The sequence below is a fragment of the Aliinostoc maniaoense genome, assembly GCF_058172895.1.
Map to the genome: position 1 here is coordinate 2,013,373 of NZ_CP187952.1, position 21,996 is coordinate 2,035,368.

The 21,996-nt window shown below is 40.2% G+C and carries 17 protein-coding genes; 8 read left to right on the top strand and 9 right to left on the bottom strand.

Annotation, left to right across the window (positions count from 1 at the left end):
• Nucleotides 1–19 precede the first annotated feature (19 nt).
• From ACPZ3T_RS09000 to ACPZ3T_RS09010, 3 genes are all read left to right on the top strand, one after another.
• A complete protein-coding gene (locus tag ACPZ3T_RS09000; RefSeq protein ID WP_490275362.1) occupies nucleotides 20–2,665 on the top strand; it encodes a TonB-dependent receptor domain-containing protein in 2,646 nt (881 codons plus the stop codon).
• Nucleotides 2,666–2,959: 294 nt separating this feature from the next.
• Nucleotides 2,960–3,952: an iron-siderophore ABC transporter substrate-binding protein gene (locus ACPZ3T_RS09005; protein ID WP_490275364.1), complete on the top strand. Its 993-nt coding sequence runs from the start codon at nucleotides 2,960–2,962 to the stop codon at nucleotides 3,950–3,952.
• A gap of 99 nt (nucleotides 3,953–4,051) precedes the next feature.
• Nucleotides 4,052–4,174 carry a hypothetical protein gene (locus ACPZ3T_RS09010; protein ID WP_490275366.1) on the top strand — a complete coding sequence of 41 codons (123 nt, stop codon included), beginning with the start codon at nucleotides 4,052–4,054 and terminating at the stop codon, nucleotides 4,172–4,174.
• A 146-nt stretch (nucleotides 4,175–4,320) separates the two neighbouring features.
• Here ACPZ3T_RS09010 and ACPZ3T_RS09015 read toward each other — a convergent pair whose 3' ends face one another.
• The 7 genes from ACPZ3T_RS09015 to ACPZ3T_RS09045 form a co-directional block, all read right to left on the bottom strand.
• Nucleotides 4,321–4,587, bottom strand: a complete 267-nt coding sequence (locus ACPZ3T_RS09015; protein WP_490275368.1) for a hypothetical protein — start codon at nucleotides 4,585–4,587, stop codon at nucleotides 4,321–4,323.
• Entirely contained in the window at nucleotides 4,568–4,693 is a 126-nt protein-coding gene (locus ACPZ3T_RS09020; protein ID WP_490275370.1) for a hypothetical protein, read from the bottom strand. Before ACPZ3T_RS09020 ends, ACPZ3T_RS09015 begins: the two co-directional genes overlap by 20 nt.
• Nucleotides 4,681–6,507, bottom strand: coding sequence for an ATP-binding cassette domain-containing protein (locus ACPZ3T_RS09025; RefSeq protein ID WP_490275372.1), 1,827 nt, complete (start codon nucleotides 6,505–6,507; stop codon nucleotides 4,681–4,683). The genes ACPZ3T_RS09020 and ACPZ3T_RS09025 overlap by 13 nt, the downstream gene beginning before the upstream one ends.
• Before the next feature lie 67 nt (nucleotides 6,508–6,574).
• Nucleotides 6,575–8,356 (bottom strand): ABC transporter ATP-binding protein, encoded by a 1,782-nt coding sequence (locus ACPZ3T_RS09030; protein WP_490275374.1) that lies wholly within the window; start codon nucleotides 8,354–8,356, stop codon nucleotides 6,575–6,577.
• A 587-nt stretch (nucleotides 8,357–8,943) separates the two neighbouring features.
• Nucleotides 8,944–9,750 (bottom strand): ABC transporter ATP-binding protein, encoded by an 807-nt coding sequence (locus tag ACPZ3T_RS09035; RefSeq protein WP_490275376.1) that lies wholly within the window; start codon nucleotides 9,748–9,750, stop codon nucleotides 8,944–8,946.
• A gap of 59 nt (nucleotides 9,751–9,809) precedes the next feature.
• Nucleotides 9,810–10,850 (bottom strand): FecCD family ABC transporter permease, encoded by a 1,041-nt coding sequence (locus ACPZ3T_RS09040; RefSeq protein WP_490275378.1) that lies wholly within the window; start codon nucleotides 10,848–10,850, stop codon nucleotides 9,810–9,812.
• Nucleotides 10,847–11,878: a FecCD family ABC transporter permease gene (locus tag ACPZ3T_RS09045; RefSeq protein WP_490275380.1), complete on the bottom strand. Its 1,032-nt coding sequence runs from the start codon at nucleotides 11,876–11,878 to the stop codon at nucleotides 10,847–10,849. The genes ACPZ3T_RS09040 and ACPZ3T_RS09045 overlap by 4 nt, the downstream gene beginning before the upstream one ends.
• Nucleotides 11,879–12,239: 361 nt before the next feature.
• Between ACPZ3T_RS09045 and ACPZ3T_RS09050 the strand changes: the two genes are divergently transcribed.
• Nucleotides 12,240–12,632 (top strand): DUF1636 family protein, encoded by a 393-nt coding sequence (locus ACPZ3T_RS09050; RefSeq protein ID WP_490275382.1) that lies wholly within the window; start codon nucleotides 12,240–12,242, stop codon nucleotides 12,630–12,632.
• A 421-nt stretch (nucleotides 12,633–13,053) separates the two neighbouring features.
• On the opposite strand, the gene ACPZ3T_RS09055 is transcribed toward ACPZ3T_RS09050, so the two are convergent.
• Both ACPZ3T_RS09055 and ACPZ3T_RS09060 read right to left on the bottom strand, forming a co-directional pair.
• Nucleotides 13,054–14,211 (bottom strand): DUF1822 family protein, encoded by a 1,158-nt coding sequence (locus tag ACPZ3T_RS09055; protein ID WP_490277164.1) that lies wholly within the window; start codon nucleotides 14,209–14,211, stop codon nucleotides 13,054–13,056.
• Between the two features lie 4 nt (nucleotides 14,212–14,215).
• The gene (locus tag ACPZ3T_RS09060; protein WP_490275384.1) at nucleotides 14,216–15,376 is read right to left on the bottom strand and encodes a sigma-70 family RNA polymerase sigma factor; all 1,161 of its coding nucleotides are present in this window, start codon (nucleotides 15,374–15,376) and stop codon (nucleotides 14,216–14,218) included.
• 224 nt (nucleotides 15,377–15,600) lie between these two features.
• On the opposite strand from ACPZ3T_RS09060, the gene ACPZ3T_RS09065 reads away from it, so the two are divergent.
• The 4 genes from ACPZ3T_RS09065 (at nucleotide 15,601) to ACPZ3T_RS09080 (ending at nucleotide 21,781) form a co-directional block, all read left to right on the top strand.
• On the top strand, nucleotides 15,601–15,834 hold the full coding sequence (locus ACPZ3T_RS09065; RefSeq protein ID WP_490275386.1) for a mersacidin/lichenicidin family type 2 lantibiotic: 234 nt from the start codon (nucleotides 15,601–15,603) through the stop codon (nucleotides 15,832–15,834).
• A gap of 57 nt (nucleotides 15,835–15,891) precedes the next feature.
• Nucleotides 15,892–16,173, top strand: a complete 282-nt coding sequence (locus ACPZ3T_RS09070) for a mersacidin/lichenicidin family type 2 lantibiotic (RefSeq protein ID WP_490275388.1) — start codon at nucleotides 15,892–15,894, stop codon at nucleotides 16,171–16,173.
• A 92-nt stretch (nucleotides 16,174–16,265) separates the two neighbouring features.
• A complete protein-coding gene (locus ACPZ3T_RS09075; protein ID WP_490275390.1) occupies nucleotides 16,266–19,562 on the top strand; it encodes a type 2 lanthipeptide synthetase LanM family protein in 3,297 nt (1,098 codons plus the stop codon).
• Nucleotides 19,563–19,564: 2 nt separating this feature from the next.
• A complete protein-coding gene (locus tag ACPZ3T_RS09080) occupies nucleotides 19,565–21,781 on the top strand; it encodes a peptidase domain-containing ABC transporter (RefSeq protein ID WP_490275392.1) in 2,217 nt (738 codons plus the stop codon).
• Nucleotides 21,782–21,996 lie beyond the last annotated feature (215 nt).

Here is a 21,996-nt window from a genome sequence, read left to right on the forward strand (position 1 = left end):
ACATGGAGTGTGGGGTAGGATGAGGACTTGCAACGGATTATTAAATTGTTTATGTTTAGGTGCTGTATTATCCATCTTAGTAGCACATCAATCAGCGAGGGCAGAGGAGCAGCAAAAGCTTACTCAGAGTAATATACTTCAGTCGAATATCACTCAAAAGTTAGCACAAACACCAACACCGGGAGTTATCACTGGAGTCGAACTCAATTTAACAAATCAAGAACTAGAGGTAATTTTACAAACAAAAAATTCAGATAAGTTAGAAACTGTGAATCGGAGTGAAGGGAATAGTTTTATTATTGATATTCCTAATGCTCAGTTAAATTTGGCATCTGGTGGAGAATTTCGTCAAGAAAATCCTGGTAGTGGTATTAGTTTGGTGACAGTCACCAATATTGATGCAAATACTATCCGAGTGACAGTCACGGGTGAAACAAGTTTACCCAAGGTAGAATTATTTGATAATGATGAGAGTTTAATTTTTGCTGTGTCTCTCCAAGAGTCTACGCAAACAAGTATCACTCCTACTCCCACACCCCCAACCAGTGAAACACCATCAGAACAGCCAACAGCAGACAATGATGAACCAATTGAGTTGGTGGTGACAGCGACAAGAACTGAGGAAGATATACAAAATGTACCGCGTTCTGTGACAGTCATTACCCGCGAGCAACTCGAACAACAAACTACAGTCAATCGAGATTTACAAACAATTTTGAGTAATACGATTCCCGGTTTAGGAGCTAGTTCTGAATCACAACAAAGTTTTGCTCAGACCTTGAGAGGAAGACCACCATTAGTATTGGTGGATGGAGTACCCATTAGTTCTAACATCGATAATGATACCTCTGTAGCTAACTTACGTCGGATTGATGTTGTGGCGATTGAACGGATCGAAGTGGTACGGGGGCCGAGTGCGATTTATGGTGATGGTGCTGCGGGTGGGGTGATTAATATTATTACCCGAAGACCTGACCAAGATAAAGTAGTGTCCAACGCAGAGATTGGTATACGTTCCGTTGGTAACTTTAAATCTGGTAGTTTTGGTAACTTTGTTAATTACGGTATTTCCGGTCAAAAAGGAGGAGTAGATTTTATCGCATCCTTTACCCGTGATAGCTTTGGAACACCCTTTGATGCAGAAGGCGATCGCATTCCATTATTTGGTGACGCAGAAGCCGAGAGTGCTTCAATTAACTTTTTAGGAAAATTGGGTTTTCAATTGGGTTCGGAACAGCGATTGCAAATTACAGCCAATTACTTTAATGATGATCAAAATCAGTATGGAGATTATGATTTAACTGTAGGAGAAATACCAGGCATTCAAAAAGCACGTCTCTTAGATAGACCAGTCGAATTTGTTAATTCCTCAAATCCTTTTAACCGAGGCACAGTAATTCAACTCGATTACACCCACAATAATATCCTGAATAGTCAACTACAAGCACAGGCTTATTATCGTCAAACTAAAACAGCCGCAACCCTATTTGATAACCGCATATTTGATCCAGATAGCATTTTAGATATTGGTCGTTCGGTAGTTACCTCAGAAAGATTTGGGGGACGTTTACAGTTGGATACACCTTTATCCAGTAACTTGAACTTACTATGGGGTGCAGATTATTCAAGCGAAGATAGCAAAGGAGATTACGATTTATTCGATGTTGAAGAATTTGACAACAGTGGTGGAAGAATAGCACGAAAAATCGGTTCATCAATTCGTATTGCTCCTTTCACTATTAAAAACTTGGGTTTATTTTCGCAAGTAAAATGGGAAGCCAGTGAACATATATCCCTGAGTGGTGGGGTACGCTATGAAAATATCAATGTGTCTGTAATTGATAATTGGGTAGATGGACAAACTGCATTATCTTATCGAGGTGGGGAGAAAACTTTAGATGATGTAGTCTTTAATGCTGGAATAGTTTACAAAGCCACACCAACAATTAGTCTATTTGCTAATTTTGCTCAAGGATTTTCACTTCCTAATATTTCGCGCATAGTACAGCGTCCCCAAGCGGGTTTCAATTTTGCTGAAGATGTGGAATTATCAGCACCACAAAAAGTTGATAGCTACGAATTAGGGATTCGCGGACAGTGGAGAAATTTTCAAGCTTCCCTAGCTGGATTTTATAGTTATTCGAGTTTAGGTACTACAATTCAATTTGAAGATTTTGGTAGCGATTTTAGAATATTACGCGCTCCTCAACGCAATTATGGTATTGAATTAGCAGTAGATTGGCAACCGAATGATCAATGGAAATTGGGAAGTACATTAACTTGGAGTGAAGGGGACAGGGAGGACTCAGAAACAGGTGAATTTGTGGCAATTACTGGCTATGAAATTTCACCTCTGAAACTCACAGCATATTTGGAAAATGAAACTTTGCCTGGTTGGAATAACCGACTGCAAGCATTATATATTGGTAGTAGAGACCGTGCTTTTAATGCAGGAATTGACCCTGTTGGTATAGATAGTTATTTGGTCATGGATTTAATTAGTAGTTTGAAACTTGGTAATGGGACACTGAGTTTGGGTGTCAGGAATTTGTTGAATAACCAATACTTAAATGTTGTTAACCAAATTAATGGAGGTTATGACGATTCCTATGCTGTTGCTTCCAGGGGTCGAACCTTTACTTTAAATTATCGTTGGACTTGGTAAGCCTGAGAAAAGCACAAAATCAATTTTTGACGCTCATACTTACATTAAAATCACCCATGTAATTCGGTATTTCTCACCAATTTTTGCAACCTCAGTTCAGAGTCCGTAGGGACGGGTTGAGCGAAATATTCGTGAATGATTCGAGGATATCTGTGAACCTGCCCCTACTGTTTGTAAGAAATGTGGGGTAATGTATAGTGTTAGAGTGCGTCAGTATGAATACTGTCTTGTTATAGTTAGGTTGGCTCGGACTGACGCACCCTACATTTTGTATATTTATTGACTTGGAGGTTAATGAGAAAAAATAAAATTTGGGCTTTAATTGGGAAACAATCTGTGTTGAGATGGATATTCATTCCTATTTTTACATCTATTGTAATTTTGGCTTGTAGCCATATAGTAATTAATCATGAAAATAGCAAAGTACAAACTATCAAATTAAATCCTACATCCTGTCATGTAGTTAAGCACGAAATGGGAGAAACTTGTGTTCCCCATAATCCTCAACGTATTGTTGTTTTAGCTCACACTACCTTGGCAAATCTTCTAGCTTTAGGTGTGAAACCAATTGGTATACTTGGTGCTGATTTACCTCCATATCTCCAACAAGCAAAGGATATTCAAGTTGTTGGTGAGGGTTGGGAAGCTGATTTAGAAAAGATTTTGCTGCTGAAACCTGATTTAATTATTGCTAAAGGATATCATAGTCCAATATATAATACATTATCACAGATTGCCCCAACAGTAATATTAAAGTGGAGTGGTACACCTTCTTGGAAGAAGCATTTAGAGGATGTTGCTCAGGTGTTAAATAAAACAGATCAAGCCAAATTATTAATGCGAAATTACCACCAACGGCTGGAAGAATTTCAAATAAAAATGGGCGATCGCCTGAAAAATCTTCATATTTCTTACATCGATATATTGGTAGGTTATATCTGGTGTGATGTGAAAAATTCCTTTGCAGGTACGATTCTAGCAGATGCAGGTTTACAGCGTCCTTCTGCCCAAGAAGTTGTGACTAAAGGTGGATATATTACATTTGGTTTAGAAACCATGCCAATGGATGCAGATGGAGATGTAATTTTTACTAGCCATTGGATGGATGAAGATGGTGCAAAAGCTTTGAAAAGAAATCAAAATCATCCTCTTTGGCGCAAACTCAAAGCCGTACAGCAAAACCAAGTATATGTTGTTAATCGTCACTTTTGGCGAGGTTCAAATATTCTTGCTGCTCACAAAGTCATTGATGATTTATTTAATTATTTAGTAGATGGGAAAAGTTAAGGTGACAAGGTAGAAGGTAAACTCTCCGTTGATTTTTTGGTATTCCTTCGGTACTGACAAAATATGAGCTACAGGAGTAACCGCAGAAGTGTCACCCTTATGGATTGTACTGTTTTACAAGCAATCCAAGCCGCAGTTTTGTTAGCGATCGCTGTTTTGATTGGTATCTTTTGTACTCCGGTGGTAGGATTGCGATCGCACAAATTTCGATTTGCAATATGAATACGTTAACCTCAACCAGTCCTATGACAGAGGCTTACCACCAATAACTAGAACCTTTGATTTACCAATTAGCTTTAACTTTGGTGAACCCAGCGATAGTTATGAACTCTATGGAAATCGAGTAAATGTCAGCTTAGATCATCGATTCAGCCAAAATTGGCGATTTCGCAGTGCGGTAATACACGAGTATAACCTGGATGGGAGTATTCTTTGTCTGGTGCGATCGCCAGCTGTCGAACTGTTCCCCCACCTTCCCAAATAAAGTTTAAAGCCTCTATTACTCCCTGGGGTATGGGATCAGGTTCAATCCAAATTGGAATCGGCCAAGGTTGTGCAGCTTCAATAATTAAATATTGTTCCACAGCGATCGCTGTTCCAATTGGGTCTTCACCGTTAGCTTTGAATCTTGACAAAATCACTACCAGCTTCAAAACCGCGATCGCGATTACCAACATACAGTAATTGCAATAGCTTGAGAAATAATGAGGCTAGATAGATATCAAAATCTAAAAAATCCAATCCGCTTGCTCATCAGCTAAAATTTCTTCAAACTTCCCTTGTGCAACAACCCTACCACCTTTCATTACAATAATCTGGTCAGCGCGTCGTAAAACAGAACGACGATGAGACACTACTAAACAGGTTGGTGTCCAATAATTTTCCTCATTTGTATTAGCAAATATCCGCGACCATAATGTTAATTCTGTTTCCACATCTAACGCGCTAGAAAGCTCATCAAATACCAGCAATTCTGGCTGACGTACAAACATCCGCGCCGCCGCTACCCGTTGCATTTGTCCACCAGAAAGCCTTACACCTTTTGTTCCTACTAAAGTTTCTAACTTTTCATTCATAGCTGCTAAGTCTTGCTCAAACACAGCCATTTTCAATGCTGTTTCAACATCAGCATCATCTTTAGATAATCCCAACAAGATATTTTCTCGTAAGGAATAACTGAAAAGTTGGGGAATTTGGGGAGTGTAAGCACTGCGAGGTGGTACAAAAAAATTAGCAGGGTCTACAACTAGATGATTATTCCAATAAATTTCTCCTGCTTGTTTGGGTAATAATCCTAATAATACTCGGAGCAATGTAGTTTTTGCTGCACCGATGCGTCCAGTAATGACAGTCAAACTACCGCGCTCTATTTGTAAGTTGATATCTACAATTCCTTGCGTTGTACCAGGATAAATATAAGTTAGATTTGAGAGTTTTAATGATTGTAAATGATGACTTTCATTTTCTGTTGGTTGTTCTAATTGAGGTAAATTTTTTCTACTTTTACCCAATTCTGGCAAATAAAGTTGATTTTGGGCTACCAAAGTCTCTGCTGATGCACCAGAAATTAAAGCAGCCATACGTTCAAAAGCAACTTCTGTTTGCTTATACAAAGCCATAAAGCCACCTACAGAAGCAAAAAAACCTGTGACAAATGATAGGTTATAAACAAATAAAGCAAAGTCACCTACTGTTAATTTATTACCACCACTTTGCATCAAAAAAGAAGCCATCACTAAAATTAAACCTGTGCCGAAATTCACCATGTTTTGAAATAGTGAATTGAGAATGGCTTTTAATAGGCTGTCTTTAACCATACTCTCGCGCCGCTTGTCATTTAAAGTGCGAAAATAAGTGAGGACATCTTGTTCTGCACCAGCAACTTTAATCGCTTGTACAGAACTAAATATTTCTCCTAAAATTCCGGTCAATTCTTGAGTTGCTTGACGGCTGGCTTGGCGATATTTTTTAATACGTGTTTCTGCTTTTTGGATAATTACTACCATTCCCACTAAGGGAAGAAAAACAAATAGTGTCGTGGGTACATTGACACTTAATAAGATGACTAAAGAAAGAATAGCAAATAGTCCTTCTCCCAAGATTTCTGATACCCATGCCACATTATCTTCAATGTGTTCCGCATCATCTCGAAAGTAGCTGATTACTTCACCTTGGGATACAGCATTTTCAATATCATCCTGAGTAACCTTAACTTGAGCATGAGGATTATTTAAGAGACGTTCTAATAAATTTCTTCTCAGTAATGACCTCATGGTGAAACGATGCTGGGTTTTAGTGATGCGTCCTATAAATATCACCAAAATATGCCCCAAATTTAAAGCAACAAAACCTGCAATAAATGCCCAAGTTGATAGACCAAATTGAGCTTTACTTGTGAGACTATTAAAAAATTCTCGAATAATTAATCCAGGTAGGGCAGGTAAGCCCATAATAAAAATCCAGAAGCAAGTATCAATTAAGTAGAGTTTGGGTTTATAGCAAATTAGTTGCCATAATAATTGCCAACCAGCAAGTTTTTTTGTTGATGAAATCATAATTTGGGGAATAGGGCATAGGGCATGGGGCAAAGGTAAAATATGATTTGGAATTATTTCTAGTTCCCTAAACTAATAAATCTGTTAAACCTGCTTGTAATAATTGAGCAAAACGTGAGTGGGAATTTTTGGCTAATGCTTCGCGTTCACCGTATTCACTTACTTTACCTTTGTCTAAAATTAAGATTTGATTGGCTCTTTCTACAGTGGCTAAACGATGAGCAATAATAATGGCGGTTCGTCCCATCAATAATTTATCTATAGCTTTTTCAATGAGTCTTTCTGTCATTGGGTCAAGACGTGAAGAGGCTTCATCGAGAATTACTAAGCCGGGGTTTTTGAGAAATACACGGGTAAAGGCTAATAGCTGCGCTTGTCCGGCTGACAAACCGCTACTATCTGGACCTAAGTTGGTCTCTAAGCCGTTGGGTAAAGAGTGCAACCATTCTGACAAGCCCAACATTTCTATTGTTTCATAGATGCGATCGCTAGTAATGTCAGGGTTGAAAAAAGTTAGGTTATTGCGAACTGTGGTTTGAAACAGTTGCACATCTTGAGTTACTAATCCCACTTTCTCTGGTAGTTCTTGCAATGGGGTTTGGTCGATAGGTACACCCCCCAACCGAATTGAACCCAATTGTGGGTCATACAATCTCAAGAGTAATCGCGCCAAAGTAGACTTACCGCTTCCTGTACGTCCCAGTAACCCCAAAACCTGACCCGCAGGTAAATTAAAGGATACATCTTGCAATACCAAATCCCCAGTCTCTAGTCCCCAGTCCCCAATCCCTACTCCCCGGTCATTGTAACTAAAAGAGACATTCTCAAAAGCTATAGAAAGCGCGCCTGTGGGAAGTGATTTTTCGCCGCTTGTACGTATTTGAGATTGAACTTGCAATAAGTCTGTAATGCGGTAAATACTCGCATCTGCTTGCTGGAGGTCTTCAAATTGGTTGCGAATCTGTTCAATCGGTTCGCTGAGAATATTGGTGTAGTAATAGAGTAGGTAAACTGTGCCGATGGTAATTGTCTGTTGACTCCATAAGTAAACACCAACGATGAGAGCAATGACACTGCCTAAAGTAAATATACCGTTGGTTGTTACCCAAAGAATTGTATCGGCAAAGCGGGCTTTATGAAAGATGGGTAGCCAGTTGCGAATGATTGTATAGAAGCGGTGCATGACATAATTTTTTGCACCATTAGCACGGATGTCTTCCATCCCTGTTAGCTGTTCACCTAAGAAGCCAAAAAACTCAGCACTAAATTGGCGATAACCTCCCCAATGGAAAACTGAAATGCTACGCAACTTAATCAGAGTAGATAAGGCGATGAGAGCAAACGATAAAATAGCTACACCGGCTCGCCAATCTTCTATGAACAGCACTAAGATTACACCCAACACCATGAGCAAATTACCCAAGATGTGAATAGTAAATTTCGAGAAAAATTCTGATAAATTCTGCACATCGCCGTCTATGCGTTCCACTAATTCACCTGGTGTACGGTATTTGTGGAAGGATAAATCTAGTGTCAAACAATGCTCTACTAAATCTGCACGCAAAGCATTAGTAGCTGTCCAGGCTACGTTTTCACCGTAGAATGTAGCGGTAATTGACATGGCTTGGGTGATTAAGGCTACGCCAATAAATAACAAGGCCGCTAGTAGTAATTTTTGGCTATCCCCACCAGCTACAGCCGTGTCAATGAAATAACGTAAAATTTGGGGGTTGAGGATTTGTAAGGCGATGCTGAGAAGAAGTGCGATCGCAAACTTAACTACTCTACCCTTTTGCGGCTTGAGATAGTCTACAAGTAAGTTCCAATATTGCTGTAGTCCGATTGTCATAAAACCTTAGCTATAAACAAGCCATATTTTGGAGGCTGATTTGAGAAGCTGTCAGAGGGCAATAGAGAATTTTTATCAGCTAATTTTCGTATTTTACGGCTAATTATGCCTATTTATTGCATTTTAATATTTTCCCTTCAGTAATTGATTGGAGTTTAGACTAAGCAATGGAAAATGACCCAGCAGGGCTGAGTTAATCAGAGACTTAGGGACTTCCAGAGAATAAAATATACAACATATAAGAATGATAATCATTCCGGTGAGGGAAGAGAGAGGTTGCCCTTAGTAACCTCTCTCTTTAAATAAAGATGCAATATAAATGTCTGCACTCAATAGCTATTGAGCGCACAGAGCATCATAAAACTTCTCTCAACTATAAAACTCAGTTTAAATTGTTTAGCAATTACGTTACTCCAAAACAGATATCAATGAACCACTTACCTAAACACATATACTGCCTCCAATAGTATTTCTTCTAGTTTATTGATAATTGAGGCAGTTAACTTAGTTTTTTTCTTCTCATGTAATACACGGTAGGTTAGGGCTATTATTTCCAGGTATTACACGGTAAATCTACCGTTTTTATGTTAAGTAATATTTCGCCAACGGTATCCCTTGCGTCCTATTGGTACACACATCGGTGTTCCTACAACTGGGTCAGACACAACACGACACTCTAAGCCAAAAACCTCTTGTACCATTTCTTCAGTCATTACCTCTTTTGGTTCGCCAGCCGTAAAAATTCTGCCTTGTTTGACTGCAACTAAATAGTCTGCGTAACGACAAGCCTGATTTAAATCATGCAGCACCATGACAATAGTTCTCTGTTGATACTGGTTCAATTCGTATAACAAATCTAAAACTTCTATTTGATGTGCCAAATCTAAAAAAGTAGTTGGTTCATCTAACAGTAATATATCTGTATCTTGTGCCAGTGCCATTGCTATCCAAGCACGTTGGCGTTGTCCACCTGATAAAGTATCTAAGGCTCTATCTGCCAATGTCAACAAATCTGTAATCTCTAATGCCTGTTGGACAATTCTTTCATCTTTTTGTGACCACTGTTGCAACCAATTTTGATAAGGATAACGTCCTTGTGCTACTAAATCTCTGACTGTTAATCCTTCTGGTGCAACTGGACTTTGAGGTAAAATTCCTAATTGTTGTGCTACTTCTTTAGTAGAAAGATTAAAAATAGATTGTCCATCTAAATAAACCGTGCCACCATAGGGTTTAAGCAACCTAGCTAAACCTCGTAATAAAGTAGATTTACCACAACCATTTGCACCCACTAAAGCACTAACTTTACCATTAGGAATTACCAAATTCAGATCACGAATAATTGGCGCACCATCATACGCTAAAGATAAACCTTTCGTTGACAATCCTTTCATATTTACTACCATTTTAAATTTATAAAAACTCGTTTTTTCCCAATCCCCAGTCCCCAAAACTATCTTTTTCGATTACGAATTAACAAATAGAGAAAATAAGGCGCACCAATAGCAGCTGTCACCACTCCACAGGGAATTTCGATAGGTGCAAACATGGTTCTGCCAAAGAAATCTGCTATGACAACTAACATTCCTCCCAACAATGCAGAGGTAGGGATTAATCCTTGATGATTTGTACCTACTAACTGTCTGCCAATATGGGGTGCAATTAATCCTACAAAACCAATCATGCCTGCGGTGGCGACTGCTCCACCGGCTAAGGCGACACCCACTAGCACCAGTAAACCCCGTTGCCATTCCACGCGAGTTCCTAAACTTTTGGCGACATCATCACCCAAGTTTAAGGCGTTCAAATGTCTGGCTAGCATCAACGCCATCGGGACAAAAACGATTAACCAAGGTAAGAAGGAAAAGACTTGTTCCCAGGTGCGTCCATAGACACTACCAGCTAACCATACCAAGGCATCACTGACGCTATAAATATCGCCAAAGGTAATTAAGAGACTGGTGAAAGCTCCAGCGATCGCAGACAACCCCACGCCCATTAAAATAAACAAAACGGGGGAACTACCATTGTTCCAAGCTAAAGAGTAAATTAGTACAGCCATCAATAAAGCCCCAGCAAAGGCTGATAAGGGCAAAATGTAAATGGGTGGTGATGGCAATAAGACAATGACTGAAACGGCTGCTAGACTTGCTCCCGCATTGATACCAATAATACCGGGATCAGCTAATGGATTACGTGTAATGCCTTGAAAGATAGCCCCAGCAACGGCCAGAGCCATTCCCACCATGACAGCTACTAGGGTACGGGGTAGACGCAGATTATAAATGACAAAAGCATGATCTGGGTTGCCTGTATCTATACCCAATACAGTTTTGACGATATCTAAGGGCGCAATTGGATATTCACCCCGTCCTAAATTCATCACCATCACCACCACAATAGCCACTGCCAAAAATATCAGGATTGGTGGCACACGTCGGTCAATGCGTAAAGATATAGTCTCAGAACGAAATACAAGCCAATCCAATTTCATCTTTTCACCTTTGATTTAGCCAAGTAGACAAAAAAGGGTGCGCCAACCAAGGCTGTCATGACTCCCACGGGTAATTCTTGGGGTTTGAGTAAGACACGCGCTGCCACATCTGCAACTAACAGTAAAGTTGCACCGATAACTGCGGAGTATGGCAAAATCCAACGGTAATCAGCTTTGATAAAAAATCTCACCATGTGGGGAACGACTAAGCCAATAAAGCCAATTGGCCCGGCGAGAGCGACGGAACTTCCCGCCAGTAAAACTACGCTAATGGCAGTTATAATTTTCACCCAAGCGGTCTGTTGACCCAAGCCTTTAGCCACATCTTCACCCAGGCTCATGGTTGTAATTTGTCTACCAAGCGCAAAGGCTACTACTAAGCCAATGACGACGAAAGGTAAGGCTGACAATAAGATGTCAAAATCTCGTCCTGCCAAAGAACCTGCCAACCAAAATCTGATTTCTTCTAAGGTGCGTTGACTAATAATCAGAATGGCTGTAGTCAGGGAAGAAATCAGAGCCGTCAACGCCGCACCTGCGACGGTGAGATTTAATGGGGTAGCTCCTCCCTTTCCTAGAGAACCCAGAAGGTAGACTAAGATTGCTGTCACCCCTGCACCTACAAAGGCCACCATTGTTAACACGTTCAAAGAGGAGCTACCAAACACAAAAATTGTGGTAACTACAGCTAATGCTGCTCCAGATTCAATACCCAAAATGCCGGGATCTGCTAAGGGGTTGCGTGTCAAGCCTTGCATTAATGCACCGGCAACTGCTAAGGATGATCCTACCAATAGCGCGACGAGCGATCGCGGTAATCTCACCGTCTGAATTACTAAATGTTCATAAGAACCATCAAAGGTAATAAAGGATTGCAGAATCGTATTTAACGGTATTTCTGCTGCCCCCACCGTGACACTGTATACTAAGCAAGTCAGCATAATCAGTATCCCCAAAAGCAGACCTATGAATGGCGAGATTGTAGGTGTGTTCCAGTTTCTAGGTGACGCTGTGGTTGCTCTTGTCATTATCTTCTGAGTAATTGAAAAATATATTCACTTAGGTAAGCTAGTTGTGCCTTATATGACATTTGCAAATCCAATATCTTAATTGAGAATTACTATAAATTCATCAAGTATTTCAGTAGGGTATGTTCTCACAACATTCAAATTTACAGTCTGATGTGAACAGAAAGTTTCAAAATTATACTTTATACTTATTGCTAGATTTTTTCAACTTATTGCGGCTTTGTTTTATAAAGAAACAAGAAATATTAGCAAATAGCTTTGAGAACAGCTTAGTTGCTGCTTAATAAGCAAAAATTGTTCTGAATTTATTTAAGTCCTGCAAAAATCAACAGATTTTCACGATTCATCACACATTCAACCCATGACCAAACACACCCTATTCGTTTGCAAATCTTGCCACCGTTCATCTGAAGAATTAGCAGAAAATCAGCTTTGCGACGGCAGTATTTTACTTGACAAAATAACTGCTTTGTGTGTAGGAAAATTTGCCATAGAAGAATTAGAAATTCAGTCTGTGGGATGTTTATGGGCTTGTAGCCGTGGCTGTGTTGTTGCAGTTTCCAGTCCCGAAAAACCAACCTATCTGCTTGTCGATTTACATCCAAATACAGAAAATGCCTCAGCATTACTCGAATTTGCTCAAATGTACATCAATAATCGTAAAGGGGCGTTTATGTGGGAAAAACTACCCAAAGAGCTAGAATCAGCGATTTTTGCAAGCGTTCCATCTGTATTGACGAAATCTGAAGATTAAGGTGTCGTTTGCAACACTATATCTGGTGTTGCTTGACTTACTTGAGTAAGCTAGTGATTATTGATACTAGGACTAGCTACTTAATGAAATTACTTATCATATATTTAATCAATCGCAAATCTAAAATCCCAAATTCCATCCATGACCCTTGTTTTACAAGAAGACTTTCATCATTTATCACCATCAGATCCACTAGATAATAACTGCCAATTTTCAACTTAAAATTTATGAATCTCAGGTAGATGATCCAAATAGAATGAGTGATGGTTATAGACGGTGGTTATATTTGCGTCCAGGAATCTCCCTGTTGGTAGAAAATTACAATCTGCAAGAAAACTTGGTTATCGAATATCCTCCGCATCAACCTTCTAATTATTTAGAATTAGGTTTTCATATTTTGGGTCGTGACTCTCATTTAGAGCTAAAAACGCAAAATTTCGCGCTCATAGTCTAGCGGTAAAGGCGTAAGTTCCCAAACTAACCCTTCACCTGGTTCTAACATCACTTCTACAGATAATTCTTCTGTAGGATTTGTCGCTGTATCTTCATTGTGAGGAAATGGTTGTAAGTCTTCTGTGAGTAGTCTGAGTTGAAAGCCTACAGGAATAAGATTACCTGAATTTGTTGGGTGTAATTCAAACCGCCAAATGTTCTCATCAGGATTGCCTTTAGAAAAAACTCGTAACTCATAAGTATTATCAGATACTGATATTTGGCGAGATAAACCCAAAAGAGAAACTTGGCTTTCTCCACTCCGCATCCCCGAAAATATCGCTAAAAACTCTCGTCTTTCCCACCCCAATTGTTGAGCAAAATTTGCTACGCTTGCTTGTAGCCATTGCCTTACAGATACTGACTGTACAATTCCTTGGCGCAATTCATACAAACGTTGTCGCCAACCGCCATGAGTGATTAATGCTCCCCAAAGTTGAAAGGGAACTTCTAGCCGAGGAAATTTAATATCTGCGTAACTTAATCTTTGCAGTAAATTATCTGCTTGGTTTTGGGGTAAGGGTGGTAGAGGTGCAACCGACGCACGGGTAATTTCTTCAGGAGAGAATTGGCGAGTTACCCACAGCACATTCAAGTCGGAAATTAGCTGATCAGATTCTAAACTGTAAGTGCGATCGCCTGCATCATAAATCCCCACAGTTTTAAGTTGTTGATGCGTTGTGTAACCAAAAACACGCATCCAGCCTGCATCAGAATTTAATTGTACTCCTAAGTAATAATCAGCCACCCATTCGGGAATATCCACCCACTCTTGAGGTACACGCAATTCATCTGCATCCATTGCTAAGGTAGGAATTAACACCAAGCGCGAGTTATCAAAATTCACAGCCGTACCATTAACTACTTCCCAAATACTCGGTAAAGCAGCCATATTGGGATGCACTCTCGCATGGGGTGTAACTTCTCCTTGCAACCAGTCTAAAAACGTAGTTAAACAAACTTGATTAACCCAAGCACGCTGACAAGCACCAGGGGTAGAGTAGTTATACTCCATGCCTGGTGATGTCGGAATCACTTCTAGAACCAAGTCATTATCAACAGCGAAACCCACAGCATGATCAAACATAATCTCAAGAGGTTCTATAGTAATTGGTAAGCCATTCATCTAGACTTTTGCTGACGGCATCGACTACGACAGATGTCGGCGAAATATGCAAATTATCCTGACTCCACTGGGTTAGCGTAGTGAGTAATGAGCGTTTAATGCTACTCAGGCGACGAGACACTGAATATTGCTTAATTTCTAACTTTTCAGCAATTTGTTGTTGAGTCAGATTTTGCTGATAATAAGCTTGGAGTAATTGTTGAGCCTGAATATCCAAAGCTGCTAGAGCATCCATTAACACTTGGTTTAATTGTATTTGTTGTGTTTGTCTAGTTCTAGCTTCCTCTTGGGCAATAATTTCTGTAATTAATGATCCTGGTAAATCTGCTGGTAATGTATCTAATAAATTACCTGATTCCTGCCCAGAAATCGGAGCATCTACAGACACAAACTTGGGGTAAAGAAACTCTCGCACAGCTTTGGCGCAGGTAATTAGCCATTTTTCCAACGTTTCGGGAGTTAGTTGACTCAAGCTTTGTCTATTGTAAAGTTGAGTGATGGCTTGCCATGTTGCATTATCTGGTTTTCCCAACTGACGGATAGTTTGACTCTCACTGGTGTAGAGTTCCCGAAAACATTCCCAAGCTAAGACATAATTATTGATAATTTGACTATTAAAACCAGCATGATTTAAGGAATTTATCAACCGCTTGCGGCTAATTTTATGCAGTAAAGCCCAGTCAGTGCAGATATCTGCTTCCTTTCCCATGCGTAGGGAATCTTTCAGAAAACGCTCAAAAGCATATTCTGCATAGCTTTTTAAGCTTGTACTGTATTCTGGGTTAAAATTTCTCAGAATTTTATGAATGCAGGAAATCGCTATCTGAAAACAATCAGCAATAGAAAATTGACTCGAAAAATTTAAGGCTATTTTTCTCGCCACCCAGTAACATACCTCTTGCAAATAAGCGGAAATATGCCCCACCGCTAGAGGAGAAGATTCTATTTGCCAGATTTTGTACCAGTAAAGCACCCAAAAGTTATCAGATGTCTGTTGTGGATGTTGTTCTAAGCATTTTTTGATACTTCGGTTTAGTTTGCTATCAGTCACCCAAACGCTGAACCTATCTGCATCAAACTGCACAAAGGTTGAGAAGGTTTCAATAATACCCTGTCGGGGTTGCATAAAATTTTTTGAGTATAGAAAATTTAGACTTTACGAATTTACACTTAATTGTAATACAAAGCATTCCAGGCATTTCCTACATTTTTCCAAAAAATATTTTTACTAGGGTGCATAAACACTGAGAGCCATCGTAGAGAGTCACAGGACAACCAAAGCATAGTGAAATCGCTGAAGTAAAGGGTTGTTTATAAAAAATAAATTGCAAACATCAAAGGAGAAAAAATATGTCAAACATTGACATTATCCGCGCCTGGAAAGATGAAGAATATCGTAATAGTTTGAGTACAGAACAGCGTTCTCAATTACCTGAAAACCCATCTGGGCAGATTCAACTTTCAAATGAAGAAATGGAAGCTGTGGCTGGTGGTTATGTTGCTAAATTTAAGCTACCTCGTGAATTTTTTGCCCCACCGTCTACCTACTTCCTAACAGGTTGTGACGTTTTTCCCAACGGCTAAATACTGATATCTAAAACGGTTACAACAATAATTACCAAATATCAAAGGAGAAAAAATATGTCAAACATTGACATTATCCGCGCCTGGAAAGATGAAGAATATCGCAATAGCTTGAGTGAAGAACAGCGTTCTCAATTACCGGAAAATCCAGCAGGTATGGTCGAATTAACAAATACCAGCATGGAAACTGTTGTAGGTGGTAATCAACAACTTGTATTAGGAGGGAAATTTAGTCTGAAAAAACAAACTATCACTGTTTCTATTGAGGTTTGTTGCTCAACAGGTGATTTACCTTGTAATGGTAATACCCAAGACCTACTCTGCCTAGTAGCTAAATAATACCTACTTCTGAATAGGTAAAGACGCGCCCAGATTGATTTGTCGGCGCGTCAAATCCCAAGAATTATTATCTTGCCATTTATTATATAATTATGAATCAGTCATTTTTTAAATCATCAAATTGGTGTTGTGCTAATACTCTAACCGAACGCATTTTATCATTACATACTTGTGAATGTGCGACACCAATAATTAATAATGAACTAGCCAAGCAGCGAATACAGAAATGGCAATCACAGTTTCCATTACCCATACAACCTTATTTTGAAGAACGCTTAATAATGGATGGGATAACTGAGCAGGAATTTTTATACCTGCTTGGTGAACCAATTGATAGTATTTACCAACGCCAATATATTAGCCCAAAATGGTTAACAGACTTAATCAGCGCATTTTCTAGTTCTCAGAAAGAAGTATCAAGACCTCTACCTCAGATATTCCACAAAGAGGCGATGTTTAAATTCTGCCATCTCATTGAGCCACTGATTAAACAAGCACTTGAAAAGATAGATCATCAAGTCAAAAAACTTGTGAAATCAAAAGTTGTTCTTCCTTTTAATTGGGAAAATATTGCAGATATTTTTTGTGCGTATTTACCATCACAATTACTGAAAATACTGAACCGCACGATGGTATTAGAACTCAATGTTGCCCGTCTCAAAGGGCTACTCAAAGGCAATACCCCAGATGAACGATTTAACAGTTTTATAGAGCAACTACGCCAACCAGATGTAGCTCTTGCCATCTTACACGAGTATCCAGTTATTGCTCGTCAAGTTACCATTTGTCTTGATAATTGGGTGAATTTTAGTCTGGAATTTCTGCATCATTTGTGTAACGACTGGCAGCAAATCCAAACAATTTTTAATCCTGAGAATGATTTGGGTGTTCTGGTTGCTATTGATGGCAATGTAGGCGATAGACATCGAAAAGGGCAGTCAGTTTTGATTGCTAAATTTAGCTCAGGATTACAGATAGTTTACAAGCCAAAATCACTAGCTGTTGATGTTCATTTTCAAGAATTTCTCACTTGGCTCAATCAACGAGGTGATCACCCACCATTCCAAACATTAAAAATACTTGATTGTGGAACTTACGGTTGGGTGGAATTTGTGAATGCTAAAAGTTGCGCCTCCACAGAGGAAATTTGCCGTTTTTATGAAAGACAAGGTGGTTATCTTGCACTCTTGTACCTCTTAGAAGCAACTGATTTTCACTCTGAGAACATAATTGCGGCTGGTGAACACCCGATTTTGCTTGACTTGGAGGCACTTTTTCATCAGCGTGTTGGTGGTTTAGATGAGACAAAAGCTAAAGAGCGTGTCATCAGTAATTTTAGTAACTCTGTTTTTTCAACGGGGTTATTGCCTTATCGAACTTGGTCAAATGCAGAATCAGAAGGGATTGATATTAGCGGATTAGGTGCGTCTGGTGGACAAATGATTCCCTATGAAATTCCTAAATGGGAAGGAGTTGGGACAGATGAGATGCACTTAGTTCGCCAAAAGCAAGAAATACCAAAAAGGCATAATAGACCAACTTTGAATGGTAGAGATGTTAATTTAATTGATTATGCGGATGCCATAGTTCAGGGATTTACGCAGATTTATCAGTTACTACTGAAACACCGTGATCAGTTGTTGTCAGATCAGGGGCCACTGTCGCGCTTTGCTGAGGATGAAGTGCGGATTGTCATTCGAGCAACATCAACCTATAGCCTGTTGCTTTATGAAGGCTTTCATCCTGATATGCTGCGAAATGCGCTAGAACGCGATCGCTTATTTGATCGTCTCTGGTCGGGAGTTGAAACTGACCCCCAGATGATCAAGATCATCCCTACTGAGCGCGATGACTTACAAAATGGAGACATTCCCATGTTTCTCACCCGTCCCAATTCATGCGATTTGTGGACTAGTTCAGGCGAAAGAATTGTTAACTATTTTAATAAATCTGGTGCAACTTTTGTCCAAGAACGCACACAACAACTTTCTCCAGCCGATTTGGAAAAGCAGCTTTGGGTAATTCGCGCCTCCCTAGCGACATCTACGATGGGAGCAGACCGCCAGGGATCAAGATGGCCAGCTTACTCCCTGACAGAACCTCAGACAATCACCAATCAAATTTCTCTATTAGCAGCAGCACGCACAATTGGCGATCGCTTAGAAACACTCGCATTTCATGGTGAAAGCGATATTTCTTGGATTGGTATCACAGTCACCGAAAAAGGTAGCTGGACTCTCGCTCCAGTAGGAATGGATGTCTACGACGGAATATCAGGAATTGCACTTTTCCTGGCTTATCTGGGAACGGTCACAGGAGAGGACAAATACACCAAGTTAGCGCAATCCGCGTTGACCACACTACAACAGCAAATAGAAGATGGACGATCATACCTCAAATCAATTGGCAGCTTTAATGGCTGGGGAGGAATGATTTACACTTTCACTCATCTGGCTAGATTATGGAACAAACCAGACTTATTAGCTGAAGCTGAAAAGTTAATTGAATTTTGCTCAGATTTGATTGAGCAAGACGAAATGTTTGACATTATTGGTGGTACTGCGGGATATTTAGCCAGCTTAATGAGCTTATATCAATGCCAACCTTCATCACCCACTCTTACTGCTGCTATTGAATGTGGAGAACACTTGCTTGCCAAAGCGCAACCCGTGAAACATGGCATTGGTTGGGTCAATCATCATATAGGAGAAAAACCCTTAACAGGCTTTTCTCATGGTAATGCTGGTATTGCTTGGACACTTCTAGAACTCGCAGCACTAACTGGCGAACATCGTTTTCGGATAGCAGCACTAGCAGCTATTAACTATGAGCGCAGTCTTTTCTGTCCGAAGGTGGATAATTGGCCTGATTTACGCAAATTCTCTCAGAAAATTTCGGGAAACCAAGACAATAATTTTACTTGTATGACCGCGTGGTGTCATGGCGCACCAGGCATTGGCTTGGCTCGACTGCGTTGTTTGCCATACATTGATGATGCAGAAATCCATGCCGAAATTAACACAGCTTTGAAAACTACCATAAAGCGGGGATTTGGTAGCAACCATTCCCTTTGTCATGGAGACTTAGGCAATCTAGAATTGCTGCTGCAAGCCAGTCTAACTCTTGATGATCCGCAGTGGAAAACTGAAGTTGATCGCTTTGCTGGTGTCATTCTTGAAGGTATCAATCAACACGGCTGGCTGTGTGGCGTTCCCTTGGGAGTTGAGACACCGGGACTAATGACAGGATTAGCGGGTATTGGTTATGAATTACTGCGCCTCGCTGCACCAGAGATTGTTCCCTCAGTTTTGGGACTAGAACCGCCCAAGGATAAATCAATTATGCGATCGCCTTTGGCGGCCGTTTCGCCATCGCTACCAAGTAACTGACAATGAAATTCCACCTGATTCAACAACATAGTGAAGAAGACTGCGGTGCTGCGAGTCTAGCAACAGTGGCTAAACATTATGGTAAAACTTTTAGCATGACTCGCTGTCGGGAAGCTGTAGGTACAGGACAGCAAGGCAGCACCCTCTTAGGATTAAAACAAGGCGCAGAAGCCCTTGGTTTCAATGCAAGAGCAGTAAAAGTAACTCTGGAGACTTTCAACGAAACAATTATTCCCTTGCCAGCGATTATTCATTGGAAAGGTTATCACTGGGTAGTTTTGTATGGCAAACAGGGCAATAAATACGTCATTGCTGACCCAGGTGCAGGTATCCGTTATCTCGAAAAAAAGTGGCTTTTAGCAGCATGGACAAACGGAGTCATGCTCTTATTAGAACCCGATCCAGTCCGCTTTTTTACTCAGGAAGATGAACAAGAAAAAATTGGCGGTTTTGGTCGCTTTCTGCGACGTATTGCCCCTTATCAGGGCATTTTAGGTCAAACCTTGTTGCTCAACTCGGTTTTAGGTTTACTCTCCCTCGCTTCTCCCTTCCTGTTGCAAATTCTTACTGATGATGTGCTAGTGCGGGGAGATAGTCAACTTCTGACTAGTGTTGCTATTGCCGTTATCGTTATGCACCTCATCAGCAGTAGCCTACGGTTAGCCCAATCAAATCTCGTCGCCCACTTTTCACAACGTTTGCAATTAGGATTAATTTTTGAATTTGGCAGGCAGATTTTACGCTTACCTTTAAGTTATTATGAATCCCGGCGTAGTGGTGAAATTGTCAGTCGCCTGGAAGATATTCAACAAATTAATCAATTAATTTCTCAGATTGTTGTGAGTCTGCCCAGCCAATTTTTTATCGCTTTAGTATCTTTATGTTTCATGCTGTTTTACAGTATCAAACTAACAATATTAGCGGGTGCGATCGCTCTGTTGATGACCCTATCTACAGTAGTTTTTTTACCCACCTTACAACAAAAAATTCGCAGCGTTTTAGTGTTATCCGCCGAAAATCAAGGCGTTTTAGTGGAAACCTTCAAAGGTGCAATTACCTTAAAAACTACTGCTGCTGCTCCCCAATTCTGGGAAGAGTTTCAATGGCGTTTTAGTAATTTGGCTAACTTTACCTTCCGTACTATTCAAATTGGTATTGTTAACGGTGTCTTCTCAAATTTAGTATCTAACATTGGTAGCATCGCTTTAATCTGGTTCGGCAGTACCTTAGTAATTCGCCAGGAATTATCTATTGGGATGCTCCTGGCATTTAATAGCATGAATGGCAACTTTAGCAGCTTTATTCAAACTACTATCGATTTTGTTGACGAATTTACCCGTGCCAAAACTGCTACCCAACGCCTCACAGAAGTCATTGACGCTACCCCAGAAACTTTAGATAATCAGCAAAAGCCTTGGGTAAAAATTCAGAGCAACGCAGATATTACCTGTACTAACCTGAACTTTCATCATCCAGGTAGAGTTGAACTACTGCAAGATTTCTCACTCACGATTCCTGGGGGTCAGGTAATTGCTTTGATTGGCAAATCTGGCTGTGGTAAAAGCACCCTAGCTAAATTAATTGCAGGTTTATATCAACTCCAGTCTGGTAATATTCGCTTTGGTATTTATAATTTAGAAGATATTTCTTTAGACTGTTTCCGCCAACAAGTGGTGCTAGTACCGCAAGATGCACACTTTTGGAGTCGGTCAATTATTGAAAATTTCCGTTTAGGTTCGCCTGATATTAGCTTTGAGCAGATTGTCAAAGCTTGTCAGATTGCTGGTGCTGATGAGTTTATTAGCAACCTTCCCGACAAATATCAAACCGTATTAGGAGAATTTGGGGCGAATCTTTCAGGGGGACAACGGCAAAGATTAGCCATTGCTAGAGCCATTGTTAATAATCCACCAGTGCTGATTTTAGATGAATCTACGGGCGCACTCGACCCAGTGAGTGAAGCTCAAGTATTAAATCAGTTGCTCACTCACCGCCAAGGTCAAACCACTATTTTAATTAGCCACCGTCCCAAAGTTATTCAGCAAGCTGATTGGATTGTGATGCTGGAACAAGGGCGATTAAAAATTCAAGGTTCTCCAGAAGTTCTAAGTCGTCAAGCTGGTGAGCATTTAGATTTTTTGGATGGTGTAGATTTATCCTTCAGCAGAAATTTTTGCCACTGTCAGGGACTGTCAGATAAAAAAATATCCAAAATGTAGGGGTAAAACTGTTTCCTGTTCCCCTTTCCCTGCCTTTACTAAACCTGAGTTCGACGGTTGAGAAAAACCCCTCTCCAAACCTCTCCCCTGCAAGGAGAGAGGCTTCAAAACCTTAATTTTTAGTTGAGTTTAAAGCCCCTCTCCGCGTCGGAGCGAAAAGTCTGAGCGGAGGAAACCTCCGCTCAGAACTTTTCAAGAGAGAGGGGTTGGGGAGA

Bases quoted from the DNA above. Each gene is read 5' to 3' on its own strand.
- ACPZ3T_RS09080 (WP_490275392.1), top strand. From the start codon at position 19,565: ATGAAATTCCACCTGATTCAACAACATAGTGAAGAAGACTGCGGTGCT.
- ACPZ3T_RS09055 (WP_490277164.1), bottom strand. From the start codon at position 14,211: ATGTTTGATCATGCTGTGGGTTTCGCTGTTGATAATGACTTGGTTCTA.
- ACPZ3T_RS09040 (WP_490275378.1), bottom strand. From the start codon at position 10,850: ATGAAATTGGATTGGCTTGTATTTCGTTCTGAGACTATATCTTTACGC.
- ACPZ3T_RS09025 (WP_490275372.1), bottom strand. From the start codon at position 6,507: ATGATTTCATCAACAAAAAAACTTGCTGGTTGGCAATTATTATGGCAA.
- ACPZ3T_RS09070 (WP_490275388.1), top strand. From the start codon at position 15,892: ATGTCAAACATTGACATTATCCGCGCCTGGAAAGATGAAGAATATCGC.
- ACPZ3T_RS09065 (WP_490275386.1), top strand. From the start codon at position 15,601: ATGTCAAACATTGACATTATCCGCGCCTGGAAAGATGAAGAATATCGT.
- ACPZ3T_RS09010 (WP_490275366.1), top strand. From the start codon at position 4,052: ATGGATTGTACTGTTTTACAAGCAATCCAAGCCGCAGTTTTGTTAGCG.
- ACPZ3T_RS09035 (WP_490275376.1), bottom strand. From the start codon at position 9,750: ATGAAAGGATTGTCAACGAAAGGTTTATCTTTAGCGTATGATGGTGCG.
- ACPZ3T_RS09060 (WP_490275384.1), bottom strand. From the start codon at position 15,376: ATGCAACCCCGACAGGGTATTATTGAAACCTTCTCAACCTTTGTGCAG.
- ACPZ3T_RS09000 (WP_490275362.1), top strand. From the start codon at position 20: ATGAGGACTTGCAACGGATTATTAAATTGTTTATGTTTAGGTGCTGTA.
- ACPZ3T_RS09050 (WP_490275382.1), top strand. From the start codon at position 12,240: ATGACCAAACACACCCTATTCGTTTGCAAATCTTGCCACCGTTCATCT.
- ACPZ3T_RS09030 (WP_490275374.1), bottom strand. From the start codon at position 8,356: ATGACAATCGGACTACAGCAATATTGGAACTTACTTGTAGACTATCTC.
- ACPZ3T_RS09075 (WP_490275390.1), top strand. From the start codon at position 16,266: ATGAATCAGTCATTTTTTAAATCATCAAATTGGTGTTGTGCTAATACT.
- ACPZ3T_RS09045 (WP_490275380.1), bottom strand. From the start codon at position 11,878: ATGACAAGAGCAACCACAGCGTCACCTAGAAACTGGAACACACCTACA.
- ACPZ3T_RS09005 (WP_490275364.1), top strand. From the start codon at position 2,960: ATGAGAAAAAATAAAATTTGGGCTTTAATTGGGAAACAATCTGTGTTG.